This is a genomic window from Streptomyces sp. NPDC051109 (genome assembly GCF_044455885.1).
Lineage (GTDB): Bacteria > Actinomycetota > Actinomycetes > Streptomycetales > Streptomycetaceae > Streptomyces.
In genome coordinates, this window is sequence record NZ_JBITFF010000013.1 from 190,307 (window position 1) to 213,097 (window position 22,791).

Consider the following 22,791-nt stretch of genomic DNA (forward strand, 5'->3'; position numbering starts at 1 on the left):
GAACCGACCCGCTGACCGAGTGAGAGGCCTGCCATGTCCCGCGCCCGTGGTGTGTGGTGGCTGCTCGCTGCCGTGCTCGCGGTGCTGGTGGGGTGTGCGGTGCCTGCGGCGGCGCTTCCGGTTCCGGGTTCTGCTTCTGTTCCGGTTTCGGGCGCGGTGTCCGCTTCGGGGGCTGCTTCGGCGGCCGCCCCGGCGGCTGCGCCGGAGCACGCCGTGGCGGCCGCCGACCGGGGGCCCTCGTGTGATCCGGGGAGCCGGGACCGCGGGCAGGCGCCGGGCGTGCCGCCGCGGGGCGCCGGGGAGCACGCGCACGCCCCGGTGGGGCGGCCGGCGGTGGAACAGGCCTGGGCGGACCGGGCGCCGCCTGCGCGGGTGCCCGTACGGGGGCCGGACCAACCGGCTCCGGGTCCGGTGGAGCTGTCCGTGATGCGGGTGTAGAGGACCGGCCCTCCCGCCGGTCCGATTCACCACCCGCAGCTCTGGAGCACCCGTATGTCCTCTTCGCGTCCGCGTTCCTCTTCCTCGTCCGCCTCTTCCTCCGCTTCCGCGCGCAAGCGGCTGCTGATCTCCGCCGGGGTCGCGATCGCCGCCGTCACCCTCGGGATCGTGTCCTGGCAGGCCACCGCGCCCGAGGACAGGCCCGCCCGGACCTCCTCCGCCGCGGCCCCGCCCAAGGGCTCGGACGTCCGCGCCGAGCTGGCGAAGCTGGCACGGCGGGAGGCGGGCGACAAGCTGGCCGCCGGCCGGGCGGACGCCCCCGTCGTACTGATCGAGTACTCCGACTTCAAGTGCGGCTACTGCGGCAAGTTCGCCCGCGACACCGAGCCCGAACTGGTGAAGAAGTACGTCGAGGACGGAACGCTGCGCATCGAGTGGCGCAACTTCCCGATCTTCGGCGCCGACTCCGAGGCGGCCGCCAAGGCCGCCTGGGCCGCCGGGCAGCAGGACCGGTTCGCGCAGTTCCACGCGGCCGCGTACGCCGACGGCTCCAAGGAGAAGGGCTTCGGGCAGGCGCGGCTGCTGGAACTGGCCCGCGAGGCCGGGGTCCCGGACCTGGAGCGGTTCCAGCGGGACACGGCCGGCGGGGCCGCCGCGGCCGCCCTGCAGAAGGACCAGGAGGAGGGCTACCGCATCGGCGTCACCTCCACCCCGTCCTTCCTGGTCAACGGGCAGCCGATCGCCGGCGCCCAGCCGCTCGACGCCTTCGCCGCGGCGATCACGAAGGCCAAGGCGCAGGCCGGCGGCCAGGCCGAGCCGCAGGCCGCCCGGTGACCGGCGTCGGTGACATCGGCTATCTGGCCGCCCTGCTCGGCGGCCTCCTCGCCCTGCTCAGCCCGTGCAGCGCGCTGCTGCTGCCCGCCTTCTTCGCGTACTCGATCGACTCCACGTCGCGGCTGCTGGCGCGGACCGGGATCTTCTACGCGGGCCTCGCCAGCACCCTCGTACCGCTGGGTGCGGCCGGCTCGTACGCCGGGCGGTTCTTCCACGGCCACCGCGACGGGCTCGTCCTGGCCGGCGGCTGGCTGATCATCGCGCTCGGGGCCGCGCAGATCCTGGGCCTGGGCTTCGCTTCGAAGCGGATCTCGGAGCTGTCGGGGCGGATCCGGCCGACCACCGCCGTATCGGTGTACGCGCTGGGCGCCGTCTACGGGCTGGCCGGGTTCTGCGCCGGCCCGATCCTCGGCAGCGTCCTGACGGTGGCCGCGGTCAGCGCCAGCCCGGTCTACGGCGGCCTGCTGCTGGCGGTGTACGCGCTGGGGATGGCCGTACCGCTGTTCCTGCTGGCACTGCTGTGGGAGCGGTTCGACCTGGGCCGGCGGCGCTGGCTGCGCGGGCGGGCCGTCCGGGTGGGCCGGTTCGAGCTGCACACCACCTCGCTCCTGTCGGGGCTGTTCTTCATCGCCCTCGGCGCGCTGTTCCTCGCGTACGACGGGGCGAGCGCGCTGCCGGGGCTGCTCGACGTGGACGACTCGTACGCGGTGGAGCAGCGGGTCCGGTCCTTCGCGGACGCGGTCCCGGACCGGGCGCTGCTCGGGCTGGTGGCGGTGGGCGCGGTGGCGGTCGGCGTGACGCAGTGGCGTCGTCGTACCGGTCCGGAGGGCGGGACCGGGGAGGCCGAGTAACGCAGAAGGCCCCGTCCGCTGGACGGGGCCTTCTTGTGGTGGCTGGGGCCGGGGTCGAACCGGCGACCTATCGCTTTTCAGGCGATCGCTCGTACCAACTGAGCTACCCAGCCACGAGACCGTTTCCGGCCTCAGCGATCCTGACGGGACTTGAACCCGCGACCTCCACCTTGACAGGGTGGCGAGCTAACCAACTGCTCCACAGGACCTTGCAGTGTGCGAGACCAAGTCTTGCACACGGTAATGCGTACCCCCAACGGGATTCGAACCCGTGCTACCGCCTTGAAAGGGCGGCGTCCTGGGCCACTAGACGATGAGGGCTAAAGGCCCGCCTGGGCGCTTTCCAGCGCGTCGGGGACGTGAGAAGCATATGGGATCCGGGGAGCTATCGCCAAAACGGTTTCCCCCGCATGCGGGAGGTGTCCCTGCCGGAGGGACAATGGCCCGGTGCTGGAGATGACGCGCGAGGAGTTCGAAGAGCTCGTCGCAGAGGCCCTGGACCGCATCCCGCCGGAGCTGACGCGGCTGATGGACAACGTCGCTGTGTTCGTCGAGGACGAACCCCCGGCGGACGATCCCGAGCTGCTCGGCCTGTACGAGGGAACCCCGCTCACGGACCGCGGCGAGTGGTACGCCGGGGTGCTGCCGGACCGGATCACGATCTACCGGAACCCCACCTTGCGGATGTGCGAGGACCGGGAGAGCGTGATCGCGGAGACGGAGGTCACCGTGGTGCACGAGATCGCCCATCACTTCGGGATCGACGACGAGCGGCTGCACGCGCTGGGCTACGGATGACCGGGTCGGAGCAGCGCGGTGGAGGCGGGGGCCGAGCCGGGGGCGGAGTCGCGGGCCCCGGCGTGGATCCGGCCGCGGGCGTGGGCTCGGAGGCCATCGATCCGGACGTCGACCTCCATGTGCCCGGGCAGCGCGCCGAGCGGCCCGGCCCGGTGCTCGCGGCGATCGCGGCGGGCGGCGCGCTCGGCGCCTCGGCGCGGTACGGGGCCACGCTGCTGTGGCCGGCCGCCGGGCCCGGGGCCTTCCCGTGGACGACCTTCTGGACCAACGTGGCGGGCTGCGCGCTGATCGGGGTGCTGATGGTGCTCATCAGCGAGGGCGGCCGGTCGGCCCCGCATCCGCTGGTCCGGCCGTTCGTCGGGGTCGGGGTGCTCGGCGGGTTCACCACGTTCTCCACGTACGCGGTGGACTTCTCCCGACTGCTGGACGCCGGGGAGGCCGGGCGCGCGCTGGCGTACGCCGGGCTCACGGTGGTGGCGGCGCTGGGCGCCGTGTGGGCGGGGGCCGCGGCGACCCGCCTCGCGACGGGTCTGTCCGTACGGGGCGGTCTGCGGGGGCGTGCGTGAACTGGCTGCTGGTGGTGGTGGGCGCGGTCGTGGGGGCGCCGCTGCGCTATCTGACGGACCGTGCGGTGCAGGCGCGGCACGATTCGGTGTTCCCGTGGGGGACCTTGGTGGTGAACGCGGGGGCGTGCCTCGTGCTCGGGGCGCTGACCGGGGCGGTGCTGGCCGGCGCGGCCTCCGCGCGGCTGAACCTGCTGCTCGGGCCGGGGCTTTGCGGGGCGCTGAGCACGTATTCGACGTTCTCGTACGAGACGCTGCGGCTGTACGAGCGCGGTTGGCGGTTCCTGGCGGCGGCGAACGTGGCGGCCTCGGTGCTGGCGGGGCTGGGCGCGGTGACCCTGGGGTCGCAGGTGGCGCGGCAGTTGTTCGCCTGAGCCGTCCGGTGTTCGCCCAGCCGTCCGGTGGGCGGGTGGTGCGCGGGTGCCGGTGCGCGGGCGGGCGGGGCCGGCGGATTGCGGACAGGCGGTGTCCCCAAGGGCGTGTCTCTTACGGGGCAAAGGGAGTTGGGCACATTGACCCGCTCACCGCGGACCCTGACCGCCCACCCCGGCTGCCGCCGGGGGACCCCCAGGAGGTGCCCCGTGCGCCAGTTGTCCGCTTCCCTCCGGCTGGCCGCCGCCGTGCTCGCGGTCGCGGCCTCGGCGGGCTGCATGAGCGTCGGCGAGGACGGGGCGAAGCCCGGGCCCTCCTCGTCGGCTGACCGCAAGGCGGCCGCGGAGGCGGCCGGCGGTTCCGCTTCCGGCAGGGGGTCGGGGGTCCACGGCAACGGTCACGGCTCGAAGCCGGGCGCGCCGGGCGCGGACGGGAAGCCGGCCGAGGACGGCAAGGCGTCCGGTGCCACCGGGGCCTCCCCCAGCCCGGGCGTGCCCGCCGGCCGTCCCGGGGCCCCCTCGCCGTCGGCCGGTCCGGGCGGCGGACCCGGCGGCCAGGGTGGGCAGCAGCCGACCTCGGGCGGATCCGGAAGCGGTGGTTCCGGTGGGACGCACGTCACGCCGCCGCCGGTCCAGTCGCCGACCCCGGAGCCGCCCGTGACTTCGCCCACTCCGCCGGCCCCGACGCCCCCCGCTCCGGAGCCCAGCGCGTCGGCCACTTAGCGGCGGTCGGCGGCCTCCGGGGGTGGCGTGGGGCGGGGGCCGGTCTTCCCGGATCGGGTGGATCGTCGCAGGTCAGGGCGTTCTGGCCGGAGCGACTTGCCAGACCCGGGGGAGGGTGCGTATGGTTATAGATCGTTTGATCCCATTGCCCGGCGCCGAATCCGAAGAGCGCCGTGTGGCGCGTACTCTCCCTAGCCGTGGCTGACCGCATTGAGGCGGTCGATTTGCGATTCACGGAGTTTGGGCGCGTGCCGAGACTCCGGAAGGTTTCGCATTTCGCATGTCCATTTCCAGTTCTGACCGTGCCGTCATGCCCGAGAACGACTCGAACGAGATCGTCGACGCCGTCGAGGCCCTTGTGGTCACCGAGGCGATCGAGGCCGCTGAGGCGGACGAGATCATCGAGGCCCTTGAGGCCGACGTGACGACCGACCAGTCCACCGACGCCGAGGCGGACGACGCCGACGCCGAGCCCGGCATCACCTTCGGCGACCTCGGTCTGCCCGAGGGCATCGTGCGCAAGCTCGCCCAGAACGGTGTCACCGCCCCCTTCCCGATCCAGGCCGCGACCATCCCGGACGCCCTGGCCGGCAAGGACATCCTCGGCCGCGGCCGCACCGGCTCCGGCAAGACCCTCTCCTTCGGTCTGCCGACCCTGGCCTCGCTGGCCGGCGGCCACACCGAGAAGAAGAAGCCCCGCGCGATCATCCTCACGCCGACGCGTGAGCTCGCGATGCAGGTCGCGGACGCCCTCCAGCCCTACGGCGACGTGCTCGGCCTGAAGATGAAGGTCGTCTGCGGCGGTACCTCCATGGGCAACCAGATCTACGCCCTGGAGCGCGGTGTCGACGTCGTCGTCGCCACCCCCGGCCGCCTGCGCGACATCATCAACCGCGGCGCCTGCTCCTTGGAGAACGTCAAGATCGCGGTCCTCGACGAGGCCGACCAGATGGCCGACCTGGGCTTCCTGCCCGAGGTCACCGAGCTGCTCGACCAGATCCCCGGCGGCGGCCAGCGCATGCTCTTCTCCGCCACCATGGAGAACGAGATCGGCACCCTGGTCAAGCGCTACCTGTCCAACCCCGTCACGCACGAGGTCGACAGCGCGCAGGGCAACGTCACGACCATGACGCACCACGTCCTCGTCGTGAAGCCGAAGGACAAGGCGCCGGTCACGGCCGCCATCGCCGCCCGCAAGGGCCGCACCATCATCTTCGTCCGCACCCAGCTGGGCGCCGACCGCATCGCCGAGCAGCTCGTCGAGGCCGGCGTGAAGGCCGACGCGCTGCACGGTGGCATGACGCAGGGCGCCCGTACCCGCGTCCTCGCGGACTTCAAGGACGGCTACGTCAACGCGCTCGTCGCGACCGACGTCGCCGCCCGCGGCATCCACGTCGACGGCATCGACCTGGTCCTCAACGTGGACCCGGCCGGCGACCACAAGGACTACCTGCACCGCTCGGGCCGTACCGCCCGCGCCGGCAAGTCGGGCGTCGTGGTCTCCCTGGCCCTGCCGCACCAGCGCCGCCAGATCTTCCGCCTGATGGAGGACGCGGGCGTCGACGCCTCGCGCCACATCGTCCAGGGCGCCGGTGCCTTCGACCCGGAGGTCGCCGAGATCACCGGTGCGCGTTCGCTCACCGAGGTCCAGGCCGACTCCGCGAACAACGCCGCCAAGCAGGCCGAGCGTGAGGTCGCCGACCTCACCAAGCAGCTGGAGCGTCTGACGCGCCGTGCCGCCGAGCTGCGCGAGGAGGCCGACCGCCTGGTCGCCCGTTCCGCCCGTGAGCGCGGCGAGGACCCGGAGGCCGCTGTCGCCGAGGTGGTCGAGGCCGCCGAGGCCGAGGTCGCGGCAGCCGTCGCGGCCACGCCGGCCGCCGAGGAGCGTCCGTCCTTCCAGGCCCGCGACGACCGCGGCAACTACGAGCGCCGCGACAACCGTCGTGACGACCGTGGTGGCGACCGCGGCGGTGACCGTGGCGGCTTCCGCCGCGACGACCGTCCGTCGGGCGGCTTCAACCGTGACGACCGCGGTGGCGACCGTGGCGGCTTCCGCCGCGACGACAACCGTGGTGGCGGCTTCCGCCGCGACGACCGTCGTGACGACAACCGCGGTGGCGGCTTCCGCCGCGACGACCGTCCCTCCGGTGGCTTCCGCTCCGGCGGCGACCGCCCGTCGGGTGGCTTCAACCGTGACGACCGCGGTGGCGACCGTGGCGGCTTCCGCCGCGACGACCGTCCCTCCGGTGGCTTCCGCTCCGGCGGCGACCGTCCCTCGGGCGGCTTCCGCTCCGGCGGCGACCGCCCGTCGGGTGGCTTCAACCGTGACGACCGCGGTGGCGACCGTGGCGGCTTCCGCCGCGACGACCGTCGTGACGACAACCGTGGTGGCGGCTTCCGCCGCGACGACCGTCCGTCGGGCGGCTTCCGCGCCGGCGGCAGCGACCGCCCGTACGGCCGCCGCGACGACAACCGCCCCTCCGGCTCCGGCTCGACCGGCTCCTTCGGCGGCCGCCGCGACGACAAGCCCCGCTGGAAGCGCAACGGCTGATCCGGCCCCTCGCGCCGGCAGCTGAGCTGACTGCCTGACAGGGCCCCCACGACACCGTCGTGGGGGCCCTGTTTGCGTTTTGTGAGCCGCGCCGGGCCCGGTCAGCCGATACTCGATCGGCTGACGGTTGGTCTCCGGCTATGCTCTGGGGTGAGCACGCGCGGGCCATTAGCTCAATTGGCAGAGCAGCGGACTTTTAATCCGTTGGTTGTCGGTTCGAGTCCGACATGGCCTACAGCTCACGAAGCGCCCCACCCGATTCCCGGGTGGGGCGCTTCGGGTTTTCAGGACCAGCCCGGGTCTTGGGGGGCCGACACCGACCAGCCCGGGTCCTTGGGCGGGGACGCGAGGTTCTGGGCCTGGCCCGCGGTGCCGGTGGCGATCACGGCGATCAGGGCGGCGGCGGTGACGGTGATCAGAGTGACGAACTTGCGACGCATGGTGACGGTGCCTCTTATCGGGCCGGTGCGGATGCGGATGCGGACGGGGCGGGAGTGTTTGGCCGGATCTCTCGCTCCGGCATGCCGCCATCGTGCCGAGGAGGGCAGGGCCGTGTCGCCGGTTTGAGCTGGCACAAAGCGATCTGACATATCCGTGCCAGGCCGCTCGCCGTGTCCGCGTGATGGACGGTGTTTGTGCGGTCGCTGGCTGGTATGGACAATCCAGGGTGCAAGATCGGCCCGTCGGAGGGGCCGCAGCCGCCAGCGTTGTCGGTTCAGGTTCACAGTCGTGCTGCCGCTCCGAACCGCGAGCTGGGGGGCTCCTCTTGTTGGTTTCTCTTGGGCTGACCGAACGTTCCGACGCGCTCTACCGCCTCGTCCTCAGACGGCCGGACATCGCCGTCGCCGATGTCGCCGCCGAACTCGCGGGTTCCGAGGGCGACGTACGCGCGGACCTGGAGGAGCTGACGCGGCTCTCCCTCCTCGCGCCGTCCTGGCGGACCGACGGGCGGCTGCGGGCGGTGAACCCGAAGGCCGCGCTCGATTCGCTGCTCGCCCATCAGCAGGCGGAGATCGCCCAGCGCCACCGCGCCCTCGCCGAGAGCCAGGCCGCCGCGAGCGCGCTGCTGTCGCAGTACGCCGAACTCCACCCGGCCCCACCCGCGCACGAGGCCGAGCGGTTCCTCGGCGTCGAGGCGGTCCGGGCCAAGCTCAGCGACATGTCCGCCCGGACCCGCCGCGAGTCGATCAGCTTCCATCCCGGAGGGCCGGTCCCCGCCGCGCAGTTCAAGGCCAGCGAGCCGATCACCGAGGACCTCATCGCGCGCGGCGTGAAGATCCGGACCGTCTACCAGGACGCCATCCGCAACGACGCCGGCAGCCTGGAGCACGCCCGCTGGCTGACCGAGCGGGGCGGCGAGGTGCGGACGGCTCCCTCGCTGCCGATGCGCATGGTCATCGCCGACCGGGAGTTCGCGCTGATGCCGATCGACCCGGCGGACAGTGCGCAGGGCGCGGTGCTGCTGCGCGAGCCGGGCGCCGTCGCCGCCTTCTGCGCGCTGTTCGACTCGGTGTGGGAGACGGCCACCCCCTTCGGCGAGCCGCCCCGGCGCAGCCTGGAGGACCCCGGCTCGCAGCCGCGGGAGCTGCTGCGCCTGCTGGCCCAGGGCTATACGGACGAGGCCGCCGCGCGCCGGCTCGGGATCTCCCTGCGCAGCGAGCGGCGGCTCATCTCGGAGCTGATGGAGAAGCTGGACGCGCAGAGCCGCTTCCAGCTCGGGCAGCGGGCCGTCGAGGAAGGCCTGCTGTGAGCAGGCCGTCCCGGCTCAGCAGCCGCAGGCCGCGCCCTCCCCGACCGGGGCCGTCAGCGGGTCCGGCGGCGACTGGCGGGTGCCGGCGGAGTCCTCGACCGGGAAACCCTCCCGGGACCAGTACTCGAAGCCGCCGAGCATCTCCTTGACCTGGTACCCGGCGCTCGCGAAGGCGTACGCCGCGCGGGTCGCGCCGTTGCAGCCCGGGCCCCAGCAGTAGGTGACCACCACGCTGCCCGGCGCCACCAGTTCGGCGGCGCGCGTCCCGATCTCGTCGGTGGGCAGGTGCACGGCGCCCGGTATGTGGCCCTGCGCCCAGGCCTCGGCGCTGCGGCTGTCGACGAGGACGAAGCCCCCGGCGCCGGATTCCACGTCCGCGTGCACGTCGGCGACGTCGGCCTCGAAGGTGAAGCGGCGGTGGAAGTGGGCCGCGGCGGTCGCCGGGTCAGCCGGCGGAACGCGCAGCACCTTCGAGGACGCGGAAACGGTCTGAGTGGTCATGGTCGGTGGGCTCCTGAGGACGGGGGCGGCGTACGGCCGCCACGGCGATGAGGGTGTACAGGGCCGCGGTGGCTGCACCGGGGCCGATGAGCAGGACGGGCAGGTCCCAGCGGGCGGCCCGCCCGACGGCGAGCACCGCGAGGGCGGTCAGGCCCGCGGCCGCGAGCCCGCCGCGCCGGGTCCGGCCGGTCAGCTCGGTCCAACGGGCGGCGGTGGCCTGGAGGTTGGTACGGCAGTACGTCCAGCAGAGCGCGGCGGAGCCGAGCCCGAGGGCGGCTGCCGCAGCCGGGGGCGCCGTCTGCGCGGCGGTGGCCGGCGGGCCCAGCAGTACGGCGTACAGCGCGGCCGCGAGTGCGATGCCGAGCAGGGCTCCGCCCAGGGCGCGCCGCCGCGGCAGGGCGGGGACCGCCCCTTCGAGGCCGACCCAGCCGAAGAGCAGGGGTACGGCCGCGAGCAGGGCGGCCCCGGTCCAGCCTCCGGTCCGGCCTCCTGCCCAGCCGTCGGTTCCCGGTCCGGGCAGGGGTCCGCCGAGGACCCGCCAGGAGACGGCCAGCGCCAGCACCGCGGCCAGTCGAAGCCGCCGCCCCGCCGGGGAGAGCCCCCGGGGGACGCGCCAGGCGTACGCGGCGGCGCTGCACAGCACCCCGGCGGCGACCGCGTACGTCCGCCAGCCGGAGTCCCCGAGCGGTGTGAACTCGGCGGCGCCCAGGGCCACGCAGGCCTGCCCGGTGGCGAAGCCGCCGAAGTAGAGGGCGGTGGCCGCGCGGGCCGGCCCCGGGCCGAGGCGGTCCCGTACGAAGGCCACGGGCCCGGAATCCTCCGTACCGCCGGCGGCGGCGACCAGCAGGCACCAGCCGGCCAGCACGCCCGCCACCGCGATCCCGGTCCAGGGGCCGGGCTGCGGGGAGAGGGCCGCAGGGAGCAGCAGGGCCCCGGCGCCGAGGACCGCGCCCAGCGCCTTCGCGGCGCCCGCGGACCAGGTGTCCGTACGCGTCACGACAACTCGTGGAAGAACAGCGGGGTGGCGGCTGGCAGCGCCGCGCCCTCCGCGAGCAGCCGCCCCTCCACGCCGTCCCACACGGGCATCCGGGTGGCGAGGTCCACCGGCAGGCCCAGGTGCCCGGCGAGGAACGCGGACCAGCCCGGCATCAGCGGAGCCGCGGTGACCGCGACCGCGGCCAGCAGCTCCACGTGCGCCGCGAGCCGCCCGGCGTACTCGGAGCGCGGTCCGGCGGCCCGCAGCAGGGCCAGCTGCCGCAGGTCGGCGTCGGCCCGCTCGATGACGGTGGCCAGGACGTCGGCGGCGCGCTGCGGGGAGAACGCCTCGGCGCCGAGCGCGGCCGTGATCTGCCCGGGCAGCGCGGCGCGTTCGGCGGCCAGCGGGCCGTCTGCGGGCCCGGCGGCCGGCACGACGGAGTCGAAGTCCTGCGCGAGCAGGTCCAGTACGGTGTCGGTCCACCGCTCCAGACCGCCGGCGAGGACGGTGCTGAGGGTGTCCGCGAACTCCTTCATGGAGAAGTTGTTCTGCGCCCGCTCCGGGCCGGTCAGGCACAGGTGGAAGCGGAGCGCGTCCGCGTTGACCCGGCGCAGGAACTCGCCGCCCCAGATCGCGTGGCCGCGGCTGGTGGAGAACTTGTCGCCCTCCAGCCGGTAGAACTCGTTGATGACCACCTGTGCGGGCAGGGTCAGTCCACCCTGGGCGAGCAGCAGCGCCGGCCACAGCACGGCGTGCGAGAACGAGCAGTCGAAGCCGATGAAATTGACGATCCGGGTCTCGGGGTCGGTCCACAGCCGCTCCCACTCCGAGCGGTCGCCGTTCGCCTCGGCGACCCGGGCGGTGCCCGCCGCGTAGCCCCAGATGCCGCTGAACCAGGTGTCGAGGACGTGGCCCTCCCAGCCGGGCAGTGGGACCGGGATGCCGTAGTCGGCCTCGCGGCTGATCGCCGTGTCGGGCAGGGCCCGCTCGAACAGGCCGTCCAGGTAGGAGACCAGCCGTGGCCGCCACTCCGCCTTGGCCTGCGCCTCGGCGTAGTACGCCCGGAGGCGCTCGCGGTAGCGCTCCAGCGGGAAGACGATGCGGCGCATGGTCGTGGTCTCGGGGGCGTTCCAGCAGGCGGTGCACCGGGGGGCCGCGAGCCCGGCCGGGTCCTGGGGCAGTCCGCAGGCCTCGCAGTACACGCCGTCGGAGGGTTCGGCACAGAACTGGCACTCGCCGCGCACCTCCGCCTCGTACAGGTACCGCTCGCAGGGCGCGCAGTGGAAGACGGGCAGCTCCTGCACCTCCAGGCCACCGGACTCCCACAGTTCGAGGAAGAAGCGCTGCACGAACTCGGTGTGGGTGGAGTCGGTGAGCGGGCGGGTGAACCAGTCGTGGTGCATGGCGCCCAGCGAGAGGGTCTCCTCCATGCGGTCGCCGAAGAGCTTCGCGGTCGGGTACGCGGTGGAGCCGATCTCGGCGGCCCTGCGCGGTACGTAGCAGGAGTGCTCGTCGGAGTAGCCCACGTAGCGCACGTCGTGGCCCCGCTGGCGCAGGTGGCGGGTCAGGACGTCGGCGCCGAGGAAGGGGCCGGAGAGGTGGCCGAGGTGGAGGTCGCCGTTCGGGTTCGGCGGGGCGCTGGTGACGACGTACGAGGTCATGATGCGTGGGTTCCTTCGGGGACGGTCAGGGCGGAGGAGTCGAGGGGGGCCGCGGTGTCGAGCGGCGGCAGGGCGGCGGAGGCGGCGGCGACGACGCGGCTGCGCGGCGGAAGGTCGTCGAGGACGACCGAGTGCGCGCCGATCCGGGAGTCGGCGCCGATGGTGACCGGGCCGAGGACGCTGGCCCCGGTGCCGATGACGACGCGGTCGCCGACGACGGGGTGGCGGCGGGATCCGGAGGGGCGGCGCAGGTCCTTCCACCAGCCGACCGAGCCGAGCGTGACCTGGTGGTAGAGCATCACGTCGTCGCCGATCCGGACGGTCTCGCCGATGACGACGGCGGTGCCGTGGTCGACGAAGAAGCGGCGGCCGATCCGGGCCCCGGGGTGGATCTCGATGCCGGAGACGGCGCGGGCCAGCAGGGACAGGGCGCGTGCGCTGACCCGGTGGCCGCGGCCCCAGAGCCAGTGCGCGACGCGGTAGGTCCACAAGGCGTGGATGTGCGGGTAGAGCAGCACCTCGGCGCGGGAGGCGGCGGCCGGGTCCTTGGCGAGGACGGTCTGCACGTCCTCGCGCAGCACCTCGCGCAGCGGTCGGCGCACTTCGGCCTCCGGGCGGGTCTCACATGTGGTCATACGGGGCCTCCGGACGGATCGGGCGGCCCGCGAGGAAGCGCTGCGGCCGGTAGGGCTCCAGCAGCTCCTGGACGGCCTTCCCGGGGACGGCCCCGCCCTCGGTGATCTCCTTGGCGGCGAGCTCGGCGACCGCGGGCGCCAGCTTGAAGCCGCCGCCGCTGAATCCGAGGGCCAGGTACAGCCCGTCGGGGCCGGCCGCGCCCACGACCGGGCGCTTGTCGGGCGTGTAGCCGTCGAGCCCGGAGCGGGTGCCGGCGAGCGGGGCGGTGGCGGCGGCCGGGACGCGGTCCGCGATCGCGGCGATCGCCGACTCCAGCTCGGCCTCGGTCAGCGGCTCCACGTCGCGGCCCAGTTCGGTGTCGGGCTTGCTGGGGACGCCGAAGTAGAAGCGGTTGAGGCCGTCGGGCCGGAAGTAGCTGCCGGTGGTGTCGTCGATGCAGGTCGGTACGGAGGCCGCCGACCCGCGCCGGCCCGCCCCCGGGAGCTCGGCCTGGGCCAGCCCGATCCGGCGCGCGGTGACGGGGATGTGGATGCCGAGGTGCTCGGCCGGGGCGGAGCCCCAGGCGCCGCCGGCGAGGACGACCAGAGGGGCGTCGATGCGGCCGATGGAGGTGAGGACGCCGGTGACGGTGCCCGCGCTCTCCAGCACCTTGATGGCGCGGATGCCCTCGGAGGGGGACACTCCGAGCCGGTAGGCGGCGGTGAGCAGCGAGGCGGAGGCGGCCATCGGGTCGGCGTACCCGCCCTCGGGCTCGTACGCGGCGAGGGCGACGCCCTCGGTCCGCAGGCCGGGGTAGATCTCCTTCAGTTCGGCGGCGTCGATGACCTCGACGCGGCGGTATCCGGCGGCGTCCGCGGAGGCGGCGGCGTTGTACCGCAGGTCCTCGGCGTGGTTCTCGCCGACGATCATGACGAAGCCGGTGCGGCGGTAGCCGCAGTCGCCGCCGATGACGTCCGACCACTGCTCGAAGACGGGCAGGCTGCGGGCGGCGAGGCGGGTGTCGGCGACGGCCGTGTGGTGCAGCCGCAGCAGCCCGCCGGAGCGGGAGGTGGCGCCCTGGGCGTTGACCCGGCCCTGGTCGCACAGGACGATCCGGCCGATGCCGGCGAGGGCGAGCTGGTGCGCGATGGCCGCGCCGATCACCCCGCCGCCGACGACGATGGCGTCGGCGTGCGCGTGGACGATGGGACTCATGCGTCCACGCTCCGGTCCTGCGTGGCGGCGCCCGGGTCGGTGATGCCGAACGCGGCGGCCCACTTGGCGCGGTCCCGGGCCACGGCGTCCGAGCCGCCCCACCAGATGGTGACGAAGCGCAGCCGGACGTCCCCGTCGTTGGTGAGGTCGTGGTCCTGGAGCGGGGTGATGAACACGGTCTCGCCGGCGCGGACCCGGCGGGTCTCCGCTCCGATCCGCATGACCCCGCTGCCTTCGACGATGAAGAACATCTCGTTCTCGTCGTGGTCGTGCGGGGTGGAGGTGGCGCCGGGCGCCACGTCGACCCAGGCGCCGCCCCAGTTGGGCTCCTCGACGGCCTCGGGCCAGGGGAAGATCCGCCGGCCGCTGACGTTGTAGGGCTCCTCGAAGACCATGTCGTCCTCGTGGGCGGTGAAGATGTGCATCGCGTACGGGTCCAATCAGGCGGCGACGGGCCGGCGCAGGCGTGCGCGCAGGTCGCGGTGGATGGTGTCGGCCTTGGCGGCCATCTGGCTGAAGGAGGTGGCGCTGCCGATGCCGTGCCGCCACTCGGTGAGTCCGTCGAGGTAGATCCCCACCTCGCAGTCGCCGGTGGTGCGGGCGCGGTAGGCGCGGGTGACCTCGGGGCGGCCCTGCGGGTCCAGGCGCAGGTACGGGACCAGGGCGGCGAGCTGGCGGGGCAGGGCCGCCTCGCGGTAGCCGGTGCAGACGATCACGGCGTCGGCCTCGATCAGGCCGCCCTCGCCGGTGAACACCTCGCCGGTGCGCAACAGCACCCGCCCGTCCGGGGCCCGGTCCACGGCGGTGACCTCGGTGCGCTTGTGCATGTGCAGGCGCTGCCGGCCGGTGAACCGGTCCTGGTAGACGGCCTGGTAGAGGGCGGTGGAGACGTCGGGGTCCACGGCCGCGTAGTTGGTGGCCCGGGCCTGGTCCAGGGCGCGTTCGCGCTGCTCGCCTTCGAGTCCGTAGAAGTAGTCGGTCTCGTCGGGGAAGTACACCTCGTTGCTGAAGTGGCCGAGCTCGTACATCCGGAAGCCCGCGTGCCGTACCACCGAGTGGATCTGTGCGTCAGGGTGCTGGGCCGCCAGGTGCAGGACGATCTCGCCGGCGGTCTGCCCGGCCCCGATGACGGCGATGCTGCGCAGCGGCCGGTCGCCCAGGGCGGCCAGTCCCGGCAGGAGCTTCGAGGCGTGGAAGACCCGCTCGCCCAGGTGCGGGCGGAACAGCTCGGGTACGTACGCCTCGTGGCCGGTGGCGAGCGCGATGTTGCGGCCCTCCACGGTGTGCAGGGAGCCGTCGCGGGTGTCCCGGGAGAGTACGCGGGCGGTGCGGACGCGGCCGTCGGTGCCGGTGACGGGTTCGACGCTCAGCACTTCGCGGTGGTAGTCGACGGGGCCGCGGACCTGGCCGGCGGCCCACTGCACGTAGTCCGACCACTCCAGGCGGCTGACGTAGCCGCCCATCAGCGTGAACGGGTAGAAGCGGCCGCTCTGCTGGAGGTAGTGGGGGAAGGTGAAGCGGGAGCGGGCGTCGCGCGGGGTGGCGAAGTCGCGCAGGAAGTGGTGCTGGATGTCGGTGCCGGGCAGGACCAGGTTGGGCTGCCACGCGGAGTCGGCGGCCTTCTCCAGGTAGCGCGCGGCCAGCGGGGCGGCGCCGGTGGCGTCGTCGTGGTCCTCGACGGCGGCGGCCAGGGCGATCCCGGAGGGGCCGAACCCGGCCACCACCAGGTCCTGGACGGCTGTGTCGTGCGTGGTCACCGGGCACCCGCCGTCGTCAGGCCGAGTGCGGCCAGGGCCGCGGTCAGGGATTCACGGATGATCCGGCCGGCCTGGTCGATCTCGCGGGCCGAGCAGTTCAGTGGCGGCAGCATGCGCACGACGCAGTCGTCCCGGCCGCCGAGCTCGATGATCAGGCCGCGGCTGACGGCCTCCCACTGGACCTGCTTGGCCAGCTTGTCGGCGGGCAGCCCGGTCTGCGGGTCGGTCAGCTCGACGCCGGTCATCAGGCCGAGGCCGCGCACGTCGGCCACGTACGGGCTGAGCTCGCGCAGGCCCTGGAGGTGGACCATCAGCTGGTCGGCGCGGGCCCGGACGTTCTCCAGGACGCGCTCGCGGCGGACGACCTTCATGGTGGCGACGCCGGCGGCGAACGCGGGCTGGTTGCCGCGGAACGTGCCGGAGTGGGCGCCGGGCTTCCAGACGTCCAGCTTCTCGTCGTAGAGGATCACGGAGGCCGGCAGGCCCATGCCGGACAGGGCCTTGGAGGCGCACACGACATCGGGCTCGATGCCGTACTGCTCGAAGGCGAACCAGGTGCCGGTGCGGCCGCAGCCGCTCTGCACCTCGTCGACGATGAGCGGGATGCCGAGCCGCCGGGTGACCTCGCGGATCCGCTGGACGAACTCGACCTCGGCGGGGATTACCCCTCCCTCGCCCTGCACCAGCTCCATGATCACGGCGGCGGGCAGGGTGATCCCGCCGTTGACGTCGGTCAGCGCCTTCTCCAGGAACGCGGCGCAGTTGACCTGGCAGTTGTCCTGCTTCAGACCGAGCGGGCAGTTGTGGCAGTTGGAGTACGGGAAGAAGTGCACGCCCGGCATCCGGCCGCGGACCGGCTCCTTCTGCTCGACGAGCCCGGTGACGCTCAGCGCGGCCAGGGTCGCCCCGTGGAACCCACCCTGGAAGGTGATGATCTCCTCGCGGCCGGTGGCGGTCTTGCAGAGCTTGAGGGCGGCGTCGACGGCGTTCGCGCCGGTCGGCCCGCAGAAGTGGATCCGGGTGCGCTCGCGCATCGGCTCCGGCAGCATCCCGATGGTCAGGTCGGTGAACTCGTCCTTGACCGGGGTGGGGAAGTCCAGCCCGTGCACGAACTCGTCGAGCTGTCGGTGGGCGGCCGCGAGTGGCTCGGGGTGGTTGTGGCCCAGGGAGAGCACCCCGGCGCCGCTGAGGAAGTCGAGGAAGACGTTCCCGTCGAGGTCCTCCACGTACGAGCCCTTGCCGCGGCGGATCGCCATCGGCAGCTTGCGCGGGTAGGAGCGGGAGTTGGACTCGCGGCCGACTTGGCGGTCCAGCAGCTCGGCGCTGCGCGGACCGGGCAGCGGGCCGGTGATCACGGGGGCGGTGTAGCCGCGCGGGTCCGACGCGACCGGGGTGTCGAGGGTGGCGGTCATGGGGAAACGGGGACCTTTCCGGTCAGGCGGCGGCGAGTACGGCGCTGCGGTCGGCGGCGGTGGTGGCGGTGCCGGTCAGGCGGGCGGTCAGGGCGTCGGTGAGGGTGGCGGCGCGCAGCGACAGGAGGCTGAAGGAGCCCGCGTCGCCGATGCCGTGGCTGGATTCGCACAGCCCGTTCAGGAAGAGCGGCGGGGTGCCGTCGGCGACCGGTTCGAGCGCGTAGTCGGCGGACACCTGCAGGCGGCCGTCCGGCTCGGTGGCGAAGAGCTCCGCGAGCGGGGCCATCAGCGGCGGGCACAGCTCCTCGTGCGGGCCGGGGCCCATGTTGCGGAAGCCGGTGGCGAGGACCGCGAAGTCCACGGTCTCGCTGATCCGCTCGCCGGTGGTCCGCTCGACGAAGTCCAGGGCGATCCGGTCCCCGCCCTCCGGGGCCACGCCCACGGCCTCGTGGTTGCCGCGGACGAACACCTTCTGGTCGCCGTCGAGCTCCTGCTCGTAGATCGTCATGTAGAGGTCGCGCAGCACGTCGCCGTCGGCGGAGGAGTAGTTCGTGCCGTGCATGTACGCGTCCAGGGCCTTCTTGCCCTCGCGGGAGGCCCGGAAGTAGTACTCGGTGAACTCGGGGAAGTAGCCCTCCTCGCTGAAGGGGCTGGTGTCCTTCAGGCGCAGCGAGTGCGAGCGCGTGTACGTGGTCACCTTGGTGCGCGGGAACCGGCGGTGCAGGTCCAGGGCGAGCTCGACTGCGCTCTGGCTGCCGCCGATGACGGCCACCGACTCGGGGGCGCGCCCCTCGCCGGTCAGCTCCGCCAGCTTCGGCAGGTACTGGGTCAGGTGGAAGACGCGCGGGGTGCGCAGCGTGTCGTACGGGGCCGGGACGTACGGGGTGCGGCCCGGGCCCATCACCAGCGTGCGGCCGAGGTAGCGGCTGCCCGACATGGTGGTGACCTCGTAGAGCCGCTCGCCGGACTCCTCGACGACCTCGACGCGGGCGGCCCGCTGGTTGCAGTCGACCAGGTGCGAGAAGAACCCGGCGGCCCAGCGGATGTAGCCCGCGTACTCCTTGCGGAGCGGGAACTCCGAGGGGAGGTTGAGGTGGCGCAGCAGCCGGCCCTGCTCGTGCAGGTAGTTCAGGAAGGTGTAGCGGCTGCGCGGGTTGCGCAGGGTCACCAGGTCGCGGCTCGGGTGGTTCTGGATGTCGGAGCCGTCCAGCAGCATCCCGGGCTGCCACTCGGGGCTCGGGCGGGCCTCCAGGAAGCGGGCCGTCAGCGGCGACTCGCGCTCCTCCAGGGCGATCGCGAGGGCCAGGTTCGCCGGGCCGAAGCCGATGCCGAGGATGTCGTGGACGGGAGTCGTGCTCGCACTCATCGGGGGGTCTTCCTTGCCTTGACAGTGGTGAGGGTGGGGTTTCCGTCGAAGTCGATGCGCAGGCCGGTGATCCGGCCGGCGGCGTGGACCCGCTGGTCGGTCCGGTACCAGAGCGGGATCAGCGCCAGGTCCGCCATCGCGGTACGGTCCGCGCGGCGCCAGGCGTCGGCGCGCTCGGCGGGGTCCGTCGAAGCCCGGGCGCGCGCCACGAGGGCGTCGAACTCCGGGTTCGCGTACCGGCCTTCGTTGTCGCCGTGGGCCGTGCCCTCGGCGTCGGGCGCCGTGCACGAGGAGTGCAGCAGCGGGAAGAGCATGTTGTCGGGGGTCGGGTAGTCGCAGGCCCAGCCGGCCCGGCAGAACCCGGCCGCCGCGATCGAGGTGCGGTGGTCGACCAGCCCGCGGGCGTCGGTGCGCAGCAGCTCGACCCGCCAGCCCAGGACCTCCTCCAGGCCGCGGGCCAGGGCCTTGACCCAGTCGTCGTGCCCGGCGCCGGTGTTGTAGGCGAACGCGACGCTGCTGACGGGCCCGAGGCCCGCCCGCAGGGCCGCCGCACGGGCCCGCGCGGGGTCGAAGGCCGACCAGCCGGAGTCGGAGTCCGGATCGGCGGCGAGCTCCGCGAGCGGGGTGTGGGCCTTGCCGAACCACGGGGAGAGCAGGGAGTGGGCCGCGGTGCGCCGCCCCTGGAAGTAGGTGTCGATCAGCCCCTGGCGGTCGATGGCCGCGGACAGGGCCCGGCGGGCGTCCAGAGAGTCCATCGGCGCCTGGTGGCAGAACGGGATCAGGTAGAAGAGGCCGGCGCCCTCCTGCTCCAGGAAGCCGTCGAGAGCGGCCGCCTCGGCGGTGCGCGCCGGGGGGATCCGGGCGTAGTCGTAGTCCCCGGCCAGGAACCGGGCGTACTCGTCGTCCAGGCCGGTGACCGCGTCGAGGATGTCGATGTGCACCTCGCGCACCTCCGGCGCGGGCCCCGCCCACAGCTCGTTGCGCTCCAGCCGGATGGCCACCCCGTGCTCCCAGGGACCGGCCATCTTGAACGGGCCGTTGCCGACCGGCATGTCGTTGTACTCCGGGTTCAGCGCCGGGCCGGCGCACTCCGGCACCGGGCTGAAGATGGGTTGGAGGGTCTTCAGGTCGAACTGCACGTCCGGCTGGGACAGTTCGACCACCAGCGTGGTGTCGTCCACCGCAGTGAAGGAGTCCACGCCTGCCAGGTGGTACGCGGTCTCCGTGTTCGCCTCGGGGTCCAGCGCCCGCGCCCAGCCGCGCACGAAGCTGTGCGCGGTGACCGGCTCGCCGTTGCTGAACACGGTGCCGGCGCGCAGCGTGAAGGTCCAGGTCGTGGCGGTCGGATCGCTCTCCCAGGACCGCGCGGTGGCCGGGATCGGCGCGCCGTCCTCGTCGAGGGCGAGGAGCCCGGTGAACAGGGCCTTGCAGACCAGGATCCCCTCCCCTTCCTGGGCCTTGTACGGGTCGATGGCGGTGGGCTCCGTGATTCCCATCCGGAACACGGGGTCGTTGGCGTGCACGTGGGGCTCTTTCCGCGGTCGTGGAGTGTGGAGTGGAAGGGCGCCGGGCGAAGTGCGGGGCGGCGCCGGATGTTTCACGTGAAACATCGCCTCGGGAAGTGGGCGGTCGGCCGTGGGCGGTGCGCGCCGGAGGGGCGCGCGGCCGGTCAGGCGGCCGGTACGACGACCACGTCGAGCCGCTCGTCGAGGTCGGCGGCGATCCGCTCCACCCGGTCGATGTCCGCGGCGCTCCGGTAGGGCGCGGCCACCGCGAGCGAGCCGGCGATCTCGTACCAGCCCTCGGGGGCGCGCCGCAGCCGGTCGCCCGGCTTCGAGGCCGGGATGTACGAGCGGAAGTACGGGGAGTGCGTCGCGTCGCCGGAGTTGTTGCGGACGAGGGTCCCGGTCCGGTACGCGAACTTGATGCAGGTGGCGGCGCGCGGGACCGCGGCCCGGAGCACCTCGCCGTCCAGGAGGGTGCCGAGGGCGGACGCGTCGTCCCCGGCGAGCACGGCCTTGGCGTAGAGGCGGACCGCGTCGATCCCGTGGACCTCGCGCAGGTTGCGGTAGTTCTGGCCGCCGCTCATCCGGGTGGCGAACTCCACGACGCGGTAGCGGCCCTCGGAGTCCTGCCGGAACTCGGCGTTGAACAGGCAGTGCCGCACGCCCAGGCCCGCCACGATGCCCTCGGCGACCGCGACCAGCTCCGGCTCCTCCTCCGGGGTGCGGAACGGGAGGGTGTAGAAGTCCTCCTCGAAGTACGGGCCCGGCATCTGCATCTTGTTGGTGACGCCGACCAAGTGGAACGTGCCGTCCAGGACCACCCCGTCGAGGGTGACCTCCTTGCCCGGGAGGAACTCCTCCAGCAGCGCGATCTCGGGGCCGTCGCTGGGGAAGTAGCCGCCCCACTCCTCGGCGAGGCGGGCCACGTCGGTCAGCGCCCGTTCCAGCTCGGCGCGGTCGCGGACCAGGCTGACGCCGATGCTGGCGGCCAGCGCGCTCGGCTTGACGATGAACGGGTACGCGAAGGCCTCCGCGGCGGCGAGACCCGCCTCGACCCCGGTGACACCCGCGAACTTCGGGCCCGGCAGACCGTGCCGCTCCAGGAAGGAGCGCTGCAGCTGCTTGTCGCGGGAGACCAGGTCGGCCTCGGGGCGCGGCCAGGCGTGCCCGAGGAGCTGGTTGACCCGGGAGGTGACGGCGATGTCGCTGTCGTAGAACGTGATCGCCGAGGCGATGCCCAGCCTGCGGGCCGCGGTCGCGCAGAACTCGGCGAGGTCCGCCCCCTCCAGCTCCTCCGGGATCGGTACGACGTTCGCGAACCGGCCGTCGTCGGCGGCCTGCGCGACCCGGGTCGCCAGGTGGATCTCCAGACCCATCCGTTCCAGGGTCTCGATGTGCTCGCGGTGCCACGCGTACGTGTTCCGCATGATCAGCAGGATCTTCATGACGCGGTCTCTCCATGGGAGGCGTGCAGGGGGGCGGTGCGGGTGGTGACGACGGTGACCTTCTCGGTGAGCCGCTCGGCGGTGGCGACGGCGGCCTCGGTGTCCGCCCCGGTGACCAGCACCTGGCCGACCCGGTCCCAGTTGCCGCGCAGCTCCCCGACGGTGTCGCCGGGCCGCACGGCGGTCTCCACGTCGATGACGCCGGGCAGGGCCCTGGCGTCGTCCGCGCCCTGGATCTCCACGACCGTGCCCGGCTCGGCGGACAGGAAGCGGGTGGCCGCCGCGTGGCGGGGAACGGGGCGCTCGGTGAGGGCCGGGATCAGCCCGAACTGCCAGGCCACGATCCACTCTTCGAGATCGATGCCGTAGGCCGAGGCCAGCAGGTCGAAGATCCGGTCGCCGCCCATGCGGTTGTGGCTCTCGATGATCTGCGGGCCGCTCGGGGACAGCCGCAGCTCGGTGTGGGCGGCCCCGTCGGTGAGGCCCATCGCGTCCAGGAAGCGGGCGACGGCCTCTTCGACGCGCTGCTCGTCCGCCGGGTCGAGGCGGGCCGGAAGGGCGTGGCCGAGCTCGATGAACCCGCCGCCGGTGAGCTTCTCTGTCACCGCGAGGACGATGTGCCGGCCGGCGAACGAGAAGCTCTCGACGCTGTACTCGGGGCCGGGGATGTACTGCTCGGCGATGAAGCGGCCGATGGTGAAGAACGCACCCCACTGGAGGTCGGTGCGGGCCCGCAGGGCCTCCACCCCGGCCCAGGCCTCGGCGGCCTGCTCCGGCCCGTCGATCCGTACGACGCCCAGGCTGGCGGTGGCGTCCACGGGCTTGAGCACGAACGGGTAGCCGTGCTCGGCGCCGAAGCGGGTCAGCGCCTGCGCACTGTCGACCTCGGCGGCTGCCACCGACAGGGCCCGGACCTGCGGGGAGGGGGACGCGGCCAGGTGGCGCCGCATCGCGTGCTTGTCGCGCAGCAGCTCGGCGACCTCCTCCGAGGTGTTGCCGAGCCCCAGGTGGTCGCTGATCCGGCCGGCCGGGACCAGGCCCGGCTCGGTGATCGAGGCGACCCGGGTGAACCCGTACGCCCGCTGCGCGGCCTCCACCAGCGGACGGGTGACGTCCCAGTCGGTGTAGTCGGCGATGAGGACGGCCTCGGCCAGCTCGGCCGCCTCGGGCACGAACTGGTCCTTGTGCTGTATCAGCACGAAGCGGATTCCGAGGGCCGCCGCCTTGCGTAGCGTCTGTATCCGTCCGCCGACGACGAGAAGCATGTGTTCGGTCATGGCCAGAACACTGCAGCAGAATTCCGGGCCGGGAAATGGATGCGGGCTGGCACAAGAATGCCCGGCACGAATGACGCAGCGGCCGCCCTTGGGTGATCTTGGGTGATCTTGAAACGGGCAGGTCCCGGTGCCCAGGCAGGAATGTGCCAGCCCCCTTTGTGCCAGCCCTCAGCCCTGTTCAG

Annotated in this window: 21 protein-coding genes and 4 tRNA genes; 9 read left to right on the plus strand and 16 right to left on the minus strand. The window is 73.3% G+C overall.

Annotated elements, in window-relative coordinates; all coding sequences use genetic code 11:
* Positions 1-492 precede the first annotated feature (492 nt).
* Positions 493-1,272, plus strand: a complete 780-nt coding sequence (locus ACIBAD_RS24160) for a thioredoxin domain-containing protein (RefSeq protein WP_134073098.1) — start codon at positions 493-495, stop codon at positions 1,270-1,272.
* Positions 1,269-2,123, plus strand: a complete 855-nt coding sequence (locus tag ACIBAD_RS24165) for a cytochrome c biogenesis CcdA family protein (protein WP_398908310.1) — start codon at positions 1,269-1,271, stop codon at positions 2,121-2,123. Before ACIBAD_RS24160 ends, ACIBAD_RS24165 begins: the two co-directional genes overlap by 4 nt.
* Before the next feature lie 36 nt (positions 2,124-2,159).
* On the opposite strand, the gene ACIBAD_RS24170 is transcribed toward ACIBAD_RS24165, so the two are convergent.
* The 3 genes from ACIBAD_RS24170 to ACIBAD_RS24180 form a co-directional block, all read right to left on the minus strand.
* Positions 2,160-2,236: transfer RNA gene (locus ACIBAD_RS24170), tRNA-Phe, on the minus strand.
* 22 nt (positions 2,237-2,258) lie between these two features.
* Positions 2,259-2,332, minus strand: a tRNA-Asp gene (locus ACIBAD_RS24175).
* A gap of 39 nt (positions 2,333-2,371) precedes the next feature.
* A tRNA-Glu gene (locus ACIBAD_RS24180) sits at positions 2,372-2,444 on the minus strand.
* A gap of 126 nt (positions 2,445-2,570) precedes the next feature.
* Between ACIBAD_RS24180 and ACIBAD_RS24185 the strand changes: the two genes are divergently transcribed.
* From ACIBAD_RS24185 to ACIBAD_RS24210, 6 genes are all read left to right on the plus strand, one after another.
* Positions 2,571-2,921, plus strand: coding sequence for a metallopeptidase family protein (locus ACIBAD_RS24185; RefSeq protein ID WP_030160118.1), 351 nt, complete (start codon positions 2,571-2,573; stop codon positions 2,919-2,921).
* Positions 2,918-3,487 (plus strand): CrcB family protein, encoded by a 570-nt coding sequence (locus tag ACIBAD_RS24190; protein ID WP_134073102.1) that lies wholly within the window; start codon positions 2,918-2,920, stop codon positions 3,485-3,487. The genes ACIBAD_RS24185 and ACIBAD_RS24190 overlap by 4 nt, the downstream gene beginning before the upstream one ends.
* Positions 3,484-3,858 (plus strand): CrcB family protein, encoded by a 375-nt coding sequence (locus ACIBAD_RS24195; protein WP_134073104.1) that lies wholly within the window; start codon positions 3,484-3,486, stop codon positions 3,856-3,858. Before ACIBAD_RS24190 ends, ACIBAD_RS24195 begins: the two co-directional genes overlap by 4 nt.
* A 207-nt stretch (positions 3,859-4,065) precedes the next feature.
* A complete protein-coding gene (locus ACIBAD_RS24200) occupies positions 4,066-4,578 on the plus strand; it encodes a hypothetical protein (protein ID WP_398908313.1) in 513 nt (170 codons plus the stop codon).
* Between the two features lie 280 nt (positions 4,579-4,858).
* Entirely contained in the window at positions 4,859-7,129 is a 2,271-nt protein-coding gene (locus tag ACIBAD_RS24205; protein ID WP_398908315.1) for a DEAD/DEAH box helicase, read from the plus strand.
* Positions 7,130-7,291: 162 nt separating this feature from the next.
* A tRNA-Lys gene (locus ACIBAD_RS24210) sits at positions 7,292-7,364 on the plus strand.
* A gap of 49 nt (positions 7,365-7,413) precedes the next feature.
* Here the strand turns inward: ACIBAD_RS24210 and ACIBAD_RS24215 are convergent.
* Complete coding sequence (locus ACIBAD_RS24215; protein ID WP_166682072.1) at positions 7,414-7,569, minus strand: hypothetical protein; 156 nt, start codon at positions 7,567-7,569, stop codon at positions 7,414-7,416.
* Positions 7,570-7,895: 326 nt separating this feature from the next.
* On the opposite strand from ACIBAD_RS24215, the gene ACIBAD_RS24220 reads away from it, so the two are divergent.
* The gene (locus ACIBAD_RS24220) at positions 7,896-8,879 is read left to right on the plus strand and encodes a helix-turn-helix transcriptional regulator (protein WP_134073110.1); all 984 of its coding nucleotides are present in this window, start codon (positions 7,896-7,898) and stop codon (positions 8,877-8,879) included.
* A gap of 15 nt (positions 8,880-8,894) precedes the next feature.
* Here the strand turns inward: ACIBAD_RS24220 and ACIBAD_RS24225 are convergent, their stop codons facing one another.
* The 12 genes from ACIBAD_RS24225 to ACIBAD_RS24280 all read right to left on the minus strand — a co-directional run bounded on the left by ACIBAD_RS24225 (position 8,895) and on the right by ACIBAD_RS24280 (position 22,609).
* Complete coding sequence (locus ACIBAD_RS24225) at positions 8,895-9,380, minus strand: rhodanese-like domain-containing protein (protein ID WP_398908317.1); 486 nt, start codon at positions 9,378-9,380, stop codon at positions 8,895-8,897.
* Positions 9,325-10,377, minus strand: coding sequence for a hypothetical protein (locus tag ACIBAD_RS24230; RefSeq protein WP_398908319.1), 1,053 nt, complete (start codon positions 10,375-10,377; stop codon positions 9,325-9,327). The genes ACIBAD_RS24225 and ACIBAD_RS24230 overlap by 56 nt, the downstream gene beginning before the upstream one ends.
* Positions 10,374-12,017: a class I tRNA ligase family protein gene (locus ACIBAD_RS24235; RefSeq protein ID WP_134073116.1), complete on the minus strand. Its 1,644-nt coding sequence runs from the start codon at positions 12,015-12,017 to the stop codon at positions 10,374-10,376. Before ACIBAD_RS24235 ends, ACIBAD_RS24230 begins: the two co-directional genes overlap by 4 nt.
* On the minus strand, positions 12,014-12,652 hold the full coding sequence (epsC, locus tag ACIBAD_RS24240; RefSeq protein WP_134073118.1) for a serine O-acetyltransferase EpsC: 639 nt from the start codon (positions 12,650-12,652) through the stop codon (positions 12,014-12,016). The genes ACIBAD_RS24235 and epsC overlap by 4 nt, the downstream gene beginning before the upstream one ends.
* Positions 12,639-13,847: an FAD-binding oxidoreductase gene (locus ACIBAD_RS24245; RefSeq protein WP_134073120.1), complete on the minus strand. Its 1,209-nt coding sequence runs from the start codon at positions 13,845-13,847 to the stop codon at positions 12,639-12,641. The genes epsC and ACIBAD_RS24245 overlap by 14 nt, the downstream gene beginning before the upstream one ends.
* Positions 13,844-14,272 (minus strand): cupin domain-containing protein, encoded by a 429-nt coding sequence (locus ACIBAD_RS24250; RefSeq protein ID WP_398908321.1) that lies wholly within the window; start codon positions 14,270-14,272, stop codon positions 13,844-13,846. Before ACIBAD_RS24250 ends, ACIBAD_RS24245 begins: the two co-directional genes overlap by 4 nt.
* A gap of 15 nt (positions 14,273-14,287) precedes the next feature.
* Positions 14,288-15,604: a SidA/IucD/PvdA family monooxygenase gene (locus tag ACIBAD_RS24255; RefSeq protein WP_398908323.1), complete on the minus strand. Its 1,317-nt coding sequence runs from the start codon at positions 15,602-15,604 to the stop codon at positions 14,288-14,290.
* A complete protein-coding gene (locus ACIBAD_RS24260; protein WP_398908325.1) occupies positions 15,601-17,016 on the minus strand; it encodes a diaminobutyrate--2-oxoglutarate transaminase family protein in 1,416 nt (471 codons plus the stop codon). Before ACIBAD_RS24260 ends, ACIBAD_RS24255 begins: the two co-directional genes overlap by 4 nt.
* 22 nt (positions 17,017-17,038) lie before the next feature.
* Entirely contained in the window at positions 17,039-18,382 is a 1,344-nt protein-coding gene (locus tag ACIBAD_RS24265) for a lysine N(6)-hydroxylase/L-ornithine N(5)-oxygenase family protein (protein WP_398908328.1), read from the minus strand.
* Positions 18,379-19,905: an ABC transporter substrate-binding protein gene (locus tag ACIBAD_RS24270; protein WP_398908330.1), complete on the minus strand. Its 1,527-nt coding sequence runs from the start codon at positions 19,903-19,905 to the stop codon at positions 18,379-18,381. The genes ACIBAD_RS24265 and ACIBAD_RS24270 overlap by 4 nt, the downstream gene beginning before the upstream one ends.
* Before the next feature lie 146 nt (positions 19,906-20,051).
* Entirely contained in the window at positions 20,052-21,332 is a 1,281-nt protein-coding gene (locus ACIBAD_RS24275) for an ATP-grasp domain-containing protein (protein WP_134073132.1), read from the minus strand.
* Positions 21,329-22,609 carry an ATP-grasp domain-containing protein gene (locus ACIBAD_RS24280; RefSeq protein WP_134073134.1) on the minus strand — a complete coding sequence of 427 codons (1,281 nt, stop codon included), beginning with the start codon at positions 22,607-22,609 and terminating at the stop codon, positions 21,329-21,331. The genes ACIBAD_RS24275 and ACIBAD_RS24280 overlap by 4 nt, the downstream gene beginning before the upstream one ends.
* Between the last annotated feature and the right edge of the window lie 182 nt (positions 22,610-22,791).

Excerpts from the sequence above, each read along its gene's own strand:
- ACIBAD_RS24250 (WP_398908321.1), bottom strand. The coding sequence starts at position 14,272 with ATGCACATCTTCACCGCCCACGAGGACGACATGGTCTTCGAGGAGCCC.
- ACIBAD_RS24160 (WP_134073098.1), top strand. The coding sequence starts at position 493 with ATGTCCTCTTCGCGTCCGCGTTCCTCTTCCTCGTCCGCCTCTTCCTCC.
- ACIBAD_RS24215 (WP_166682072.1), bottom strand. The coding sequence starts at position 7,569 with ATGCGTCGCAAGTTCGTCACTCTGATCACCGTCACCGCCGCCGCCCTG.
- ACIBAD_RS24205 (WP_398908315.1), top strand. The coding sequence starts at position 4,859 with ATGTCCATTTCCAGTTCTGACCGTGCCGTCATGCCCGAGAACGACTCG.
- ACIBAD_RS24190 (WP_134073102.1), top strand. The coding sequence starts at position 2,918 with ATGACCGGGTCGGAGCAGCGCGGTGGAGGCGGGGGCCGAGCCGGGGGC.
- epsC (WP_134073118.1), bottom strand. The coding sequence starts at position 12,652 with ATGACCACATGTGAGACCCGCCCGGAGGCCGAAGTGCGCCGACCGCTG.
- ACIBAD_RS24235 (WP_134073116.1), bottom strand. The coding sequence starts at position 12,017 with ATGACCTCGTACGTCGTCACCAGCGCCCCGCCGAACCCGAACGGCGAC.
- ACIBAD_RS24260 (WP_398908325.1), bottom strand. The coding sequence starts at position 17,016 with ATGACCGCCACCCTCGACACCCCGGTCGCGTCGGACCCGCGCGGCTAC.
- ACIBAD_RS24275 (WP_134073132.1), bottom strand. The coding sequence starts at position 21,332 with ATGAAGATCCTGCTGATCATGCGGAACACGTACGCGTGGCACCGCGAG.
- ACIBAD_RS24245 (WP_134073120.1), bottom strand. The coding sequence starts at position 13,847 with ATGAGTCCCATCGTCCACGCGCACGCCGACGCCATCGTCGTCGGCGGC.
- ACIBAD_RS24280 (WP_134073134.1), bottom strand. The coding sequence starts at position 22,609 with ATGACCGAACACATGCTTCTCGTCGTCGGCGGACGGATACAGACGCTA.
- ACIBAD_RS24265 (WP_398908328.1), bottom strand. The coding sequence starts at position 18,382 with ATGAGTGCGAGCACGACTCCCGTCCACGACATCCTCGGCATCGGCTTC.
- ACIBAD_RS24225 (WP_398908317.1), bottom strand. The coding sequence starts at position 9,380 with ATGACCACTCAGACCGTTTCCGCGTCCTCGAAGGTGCTGCGCGTTCCG.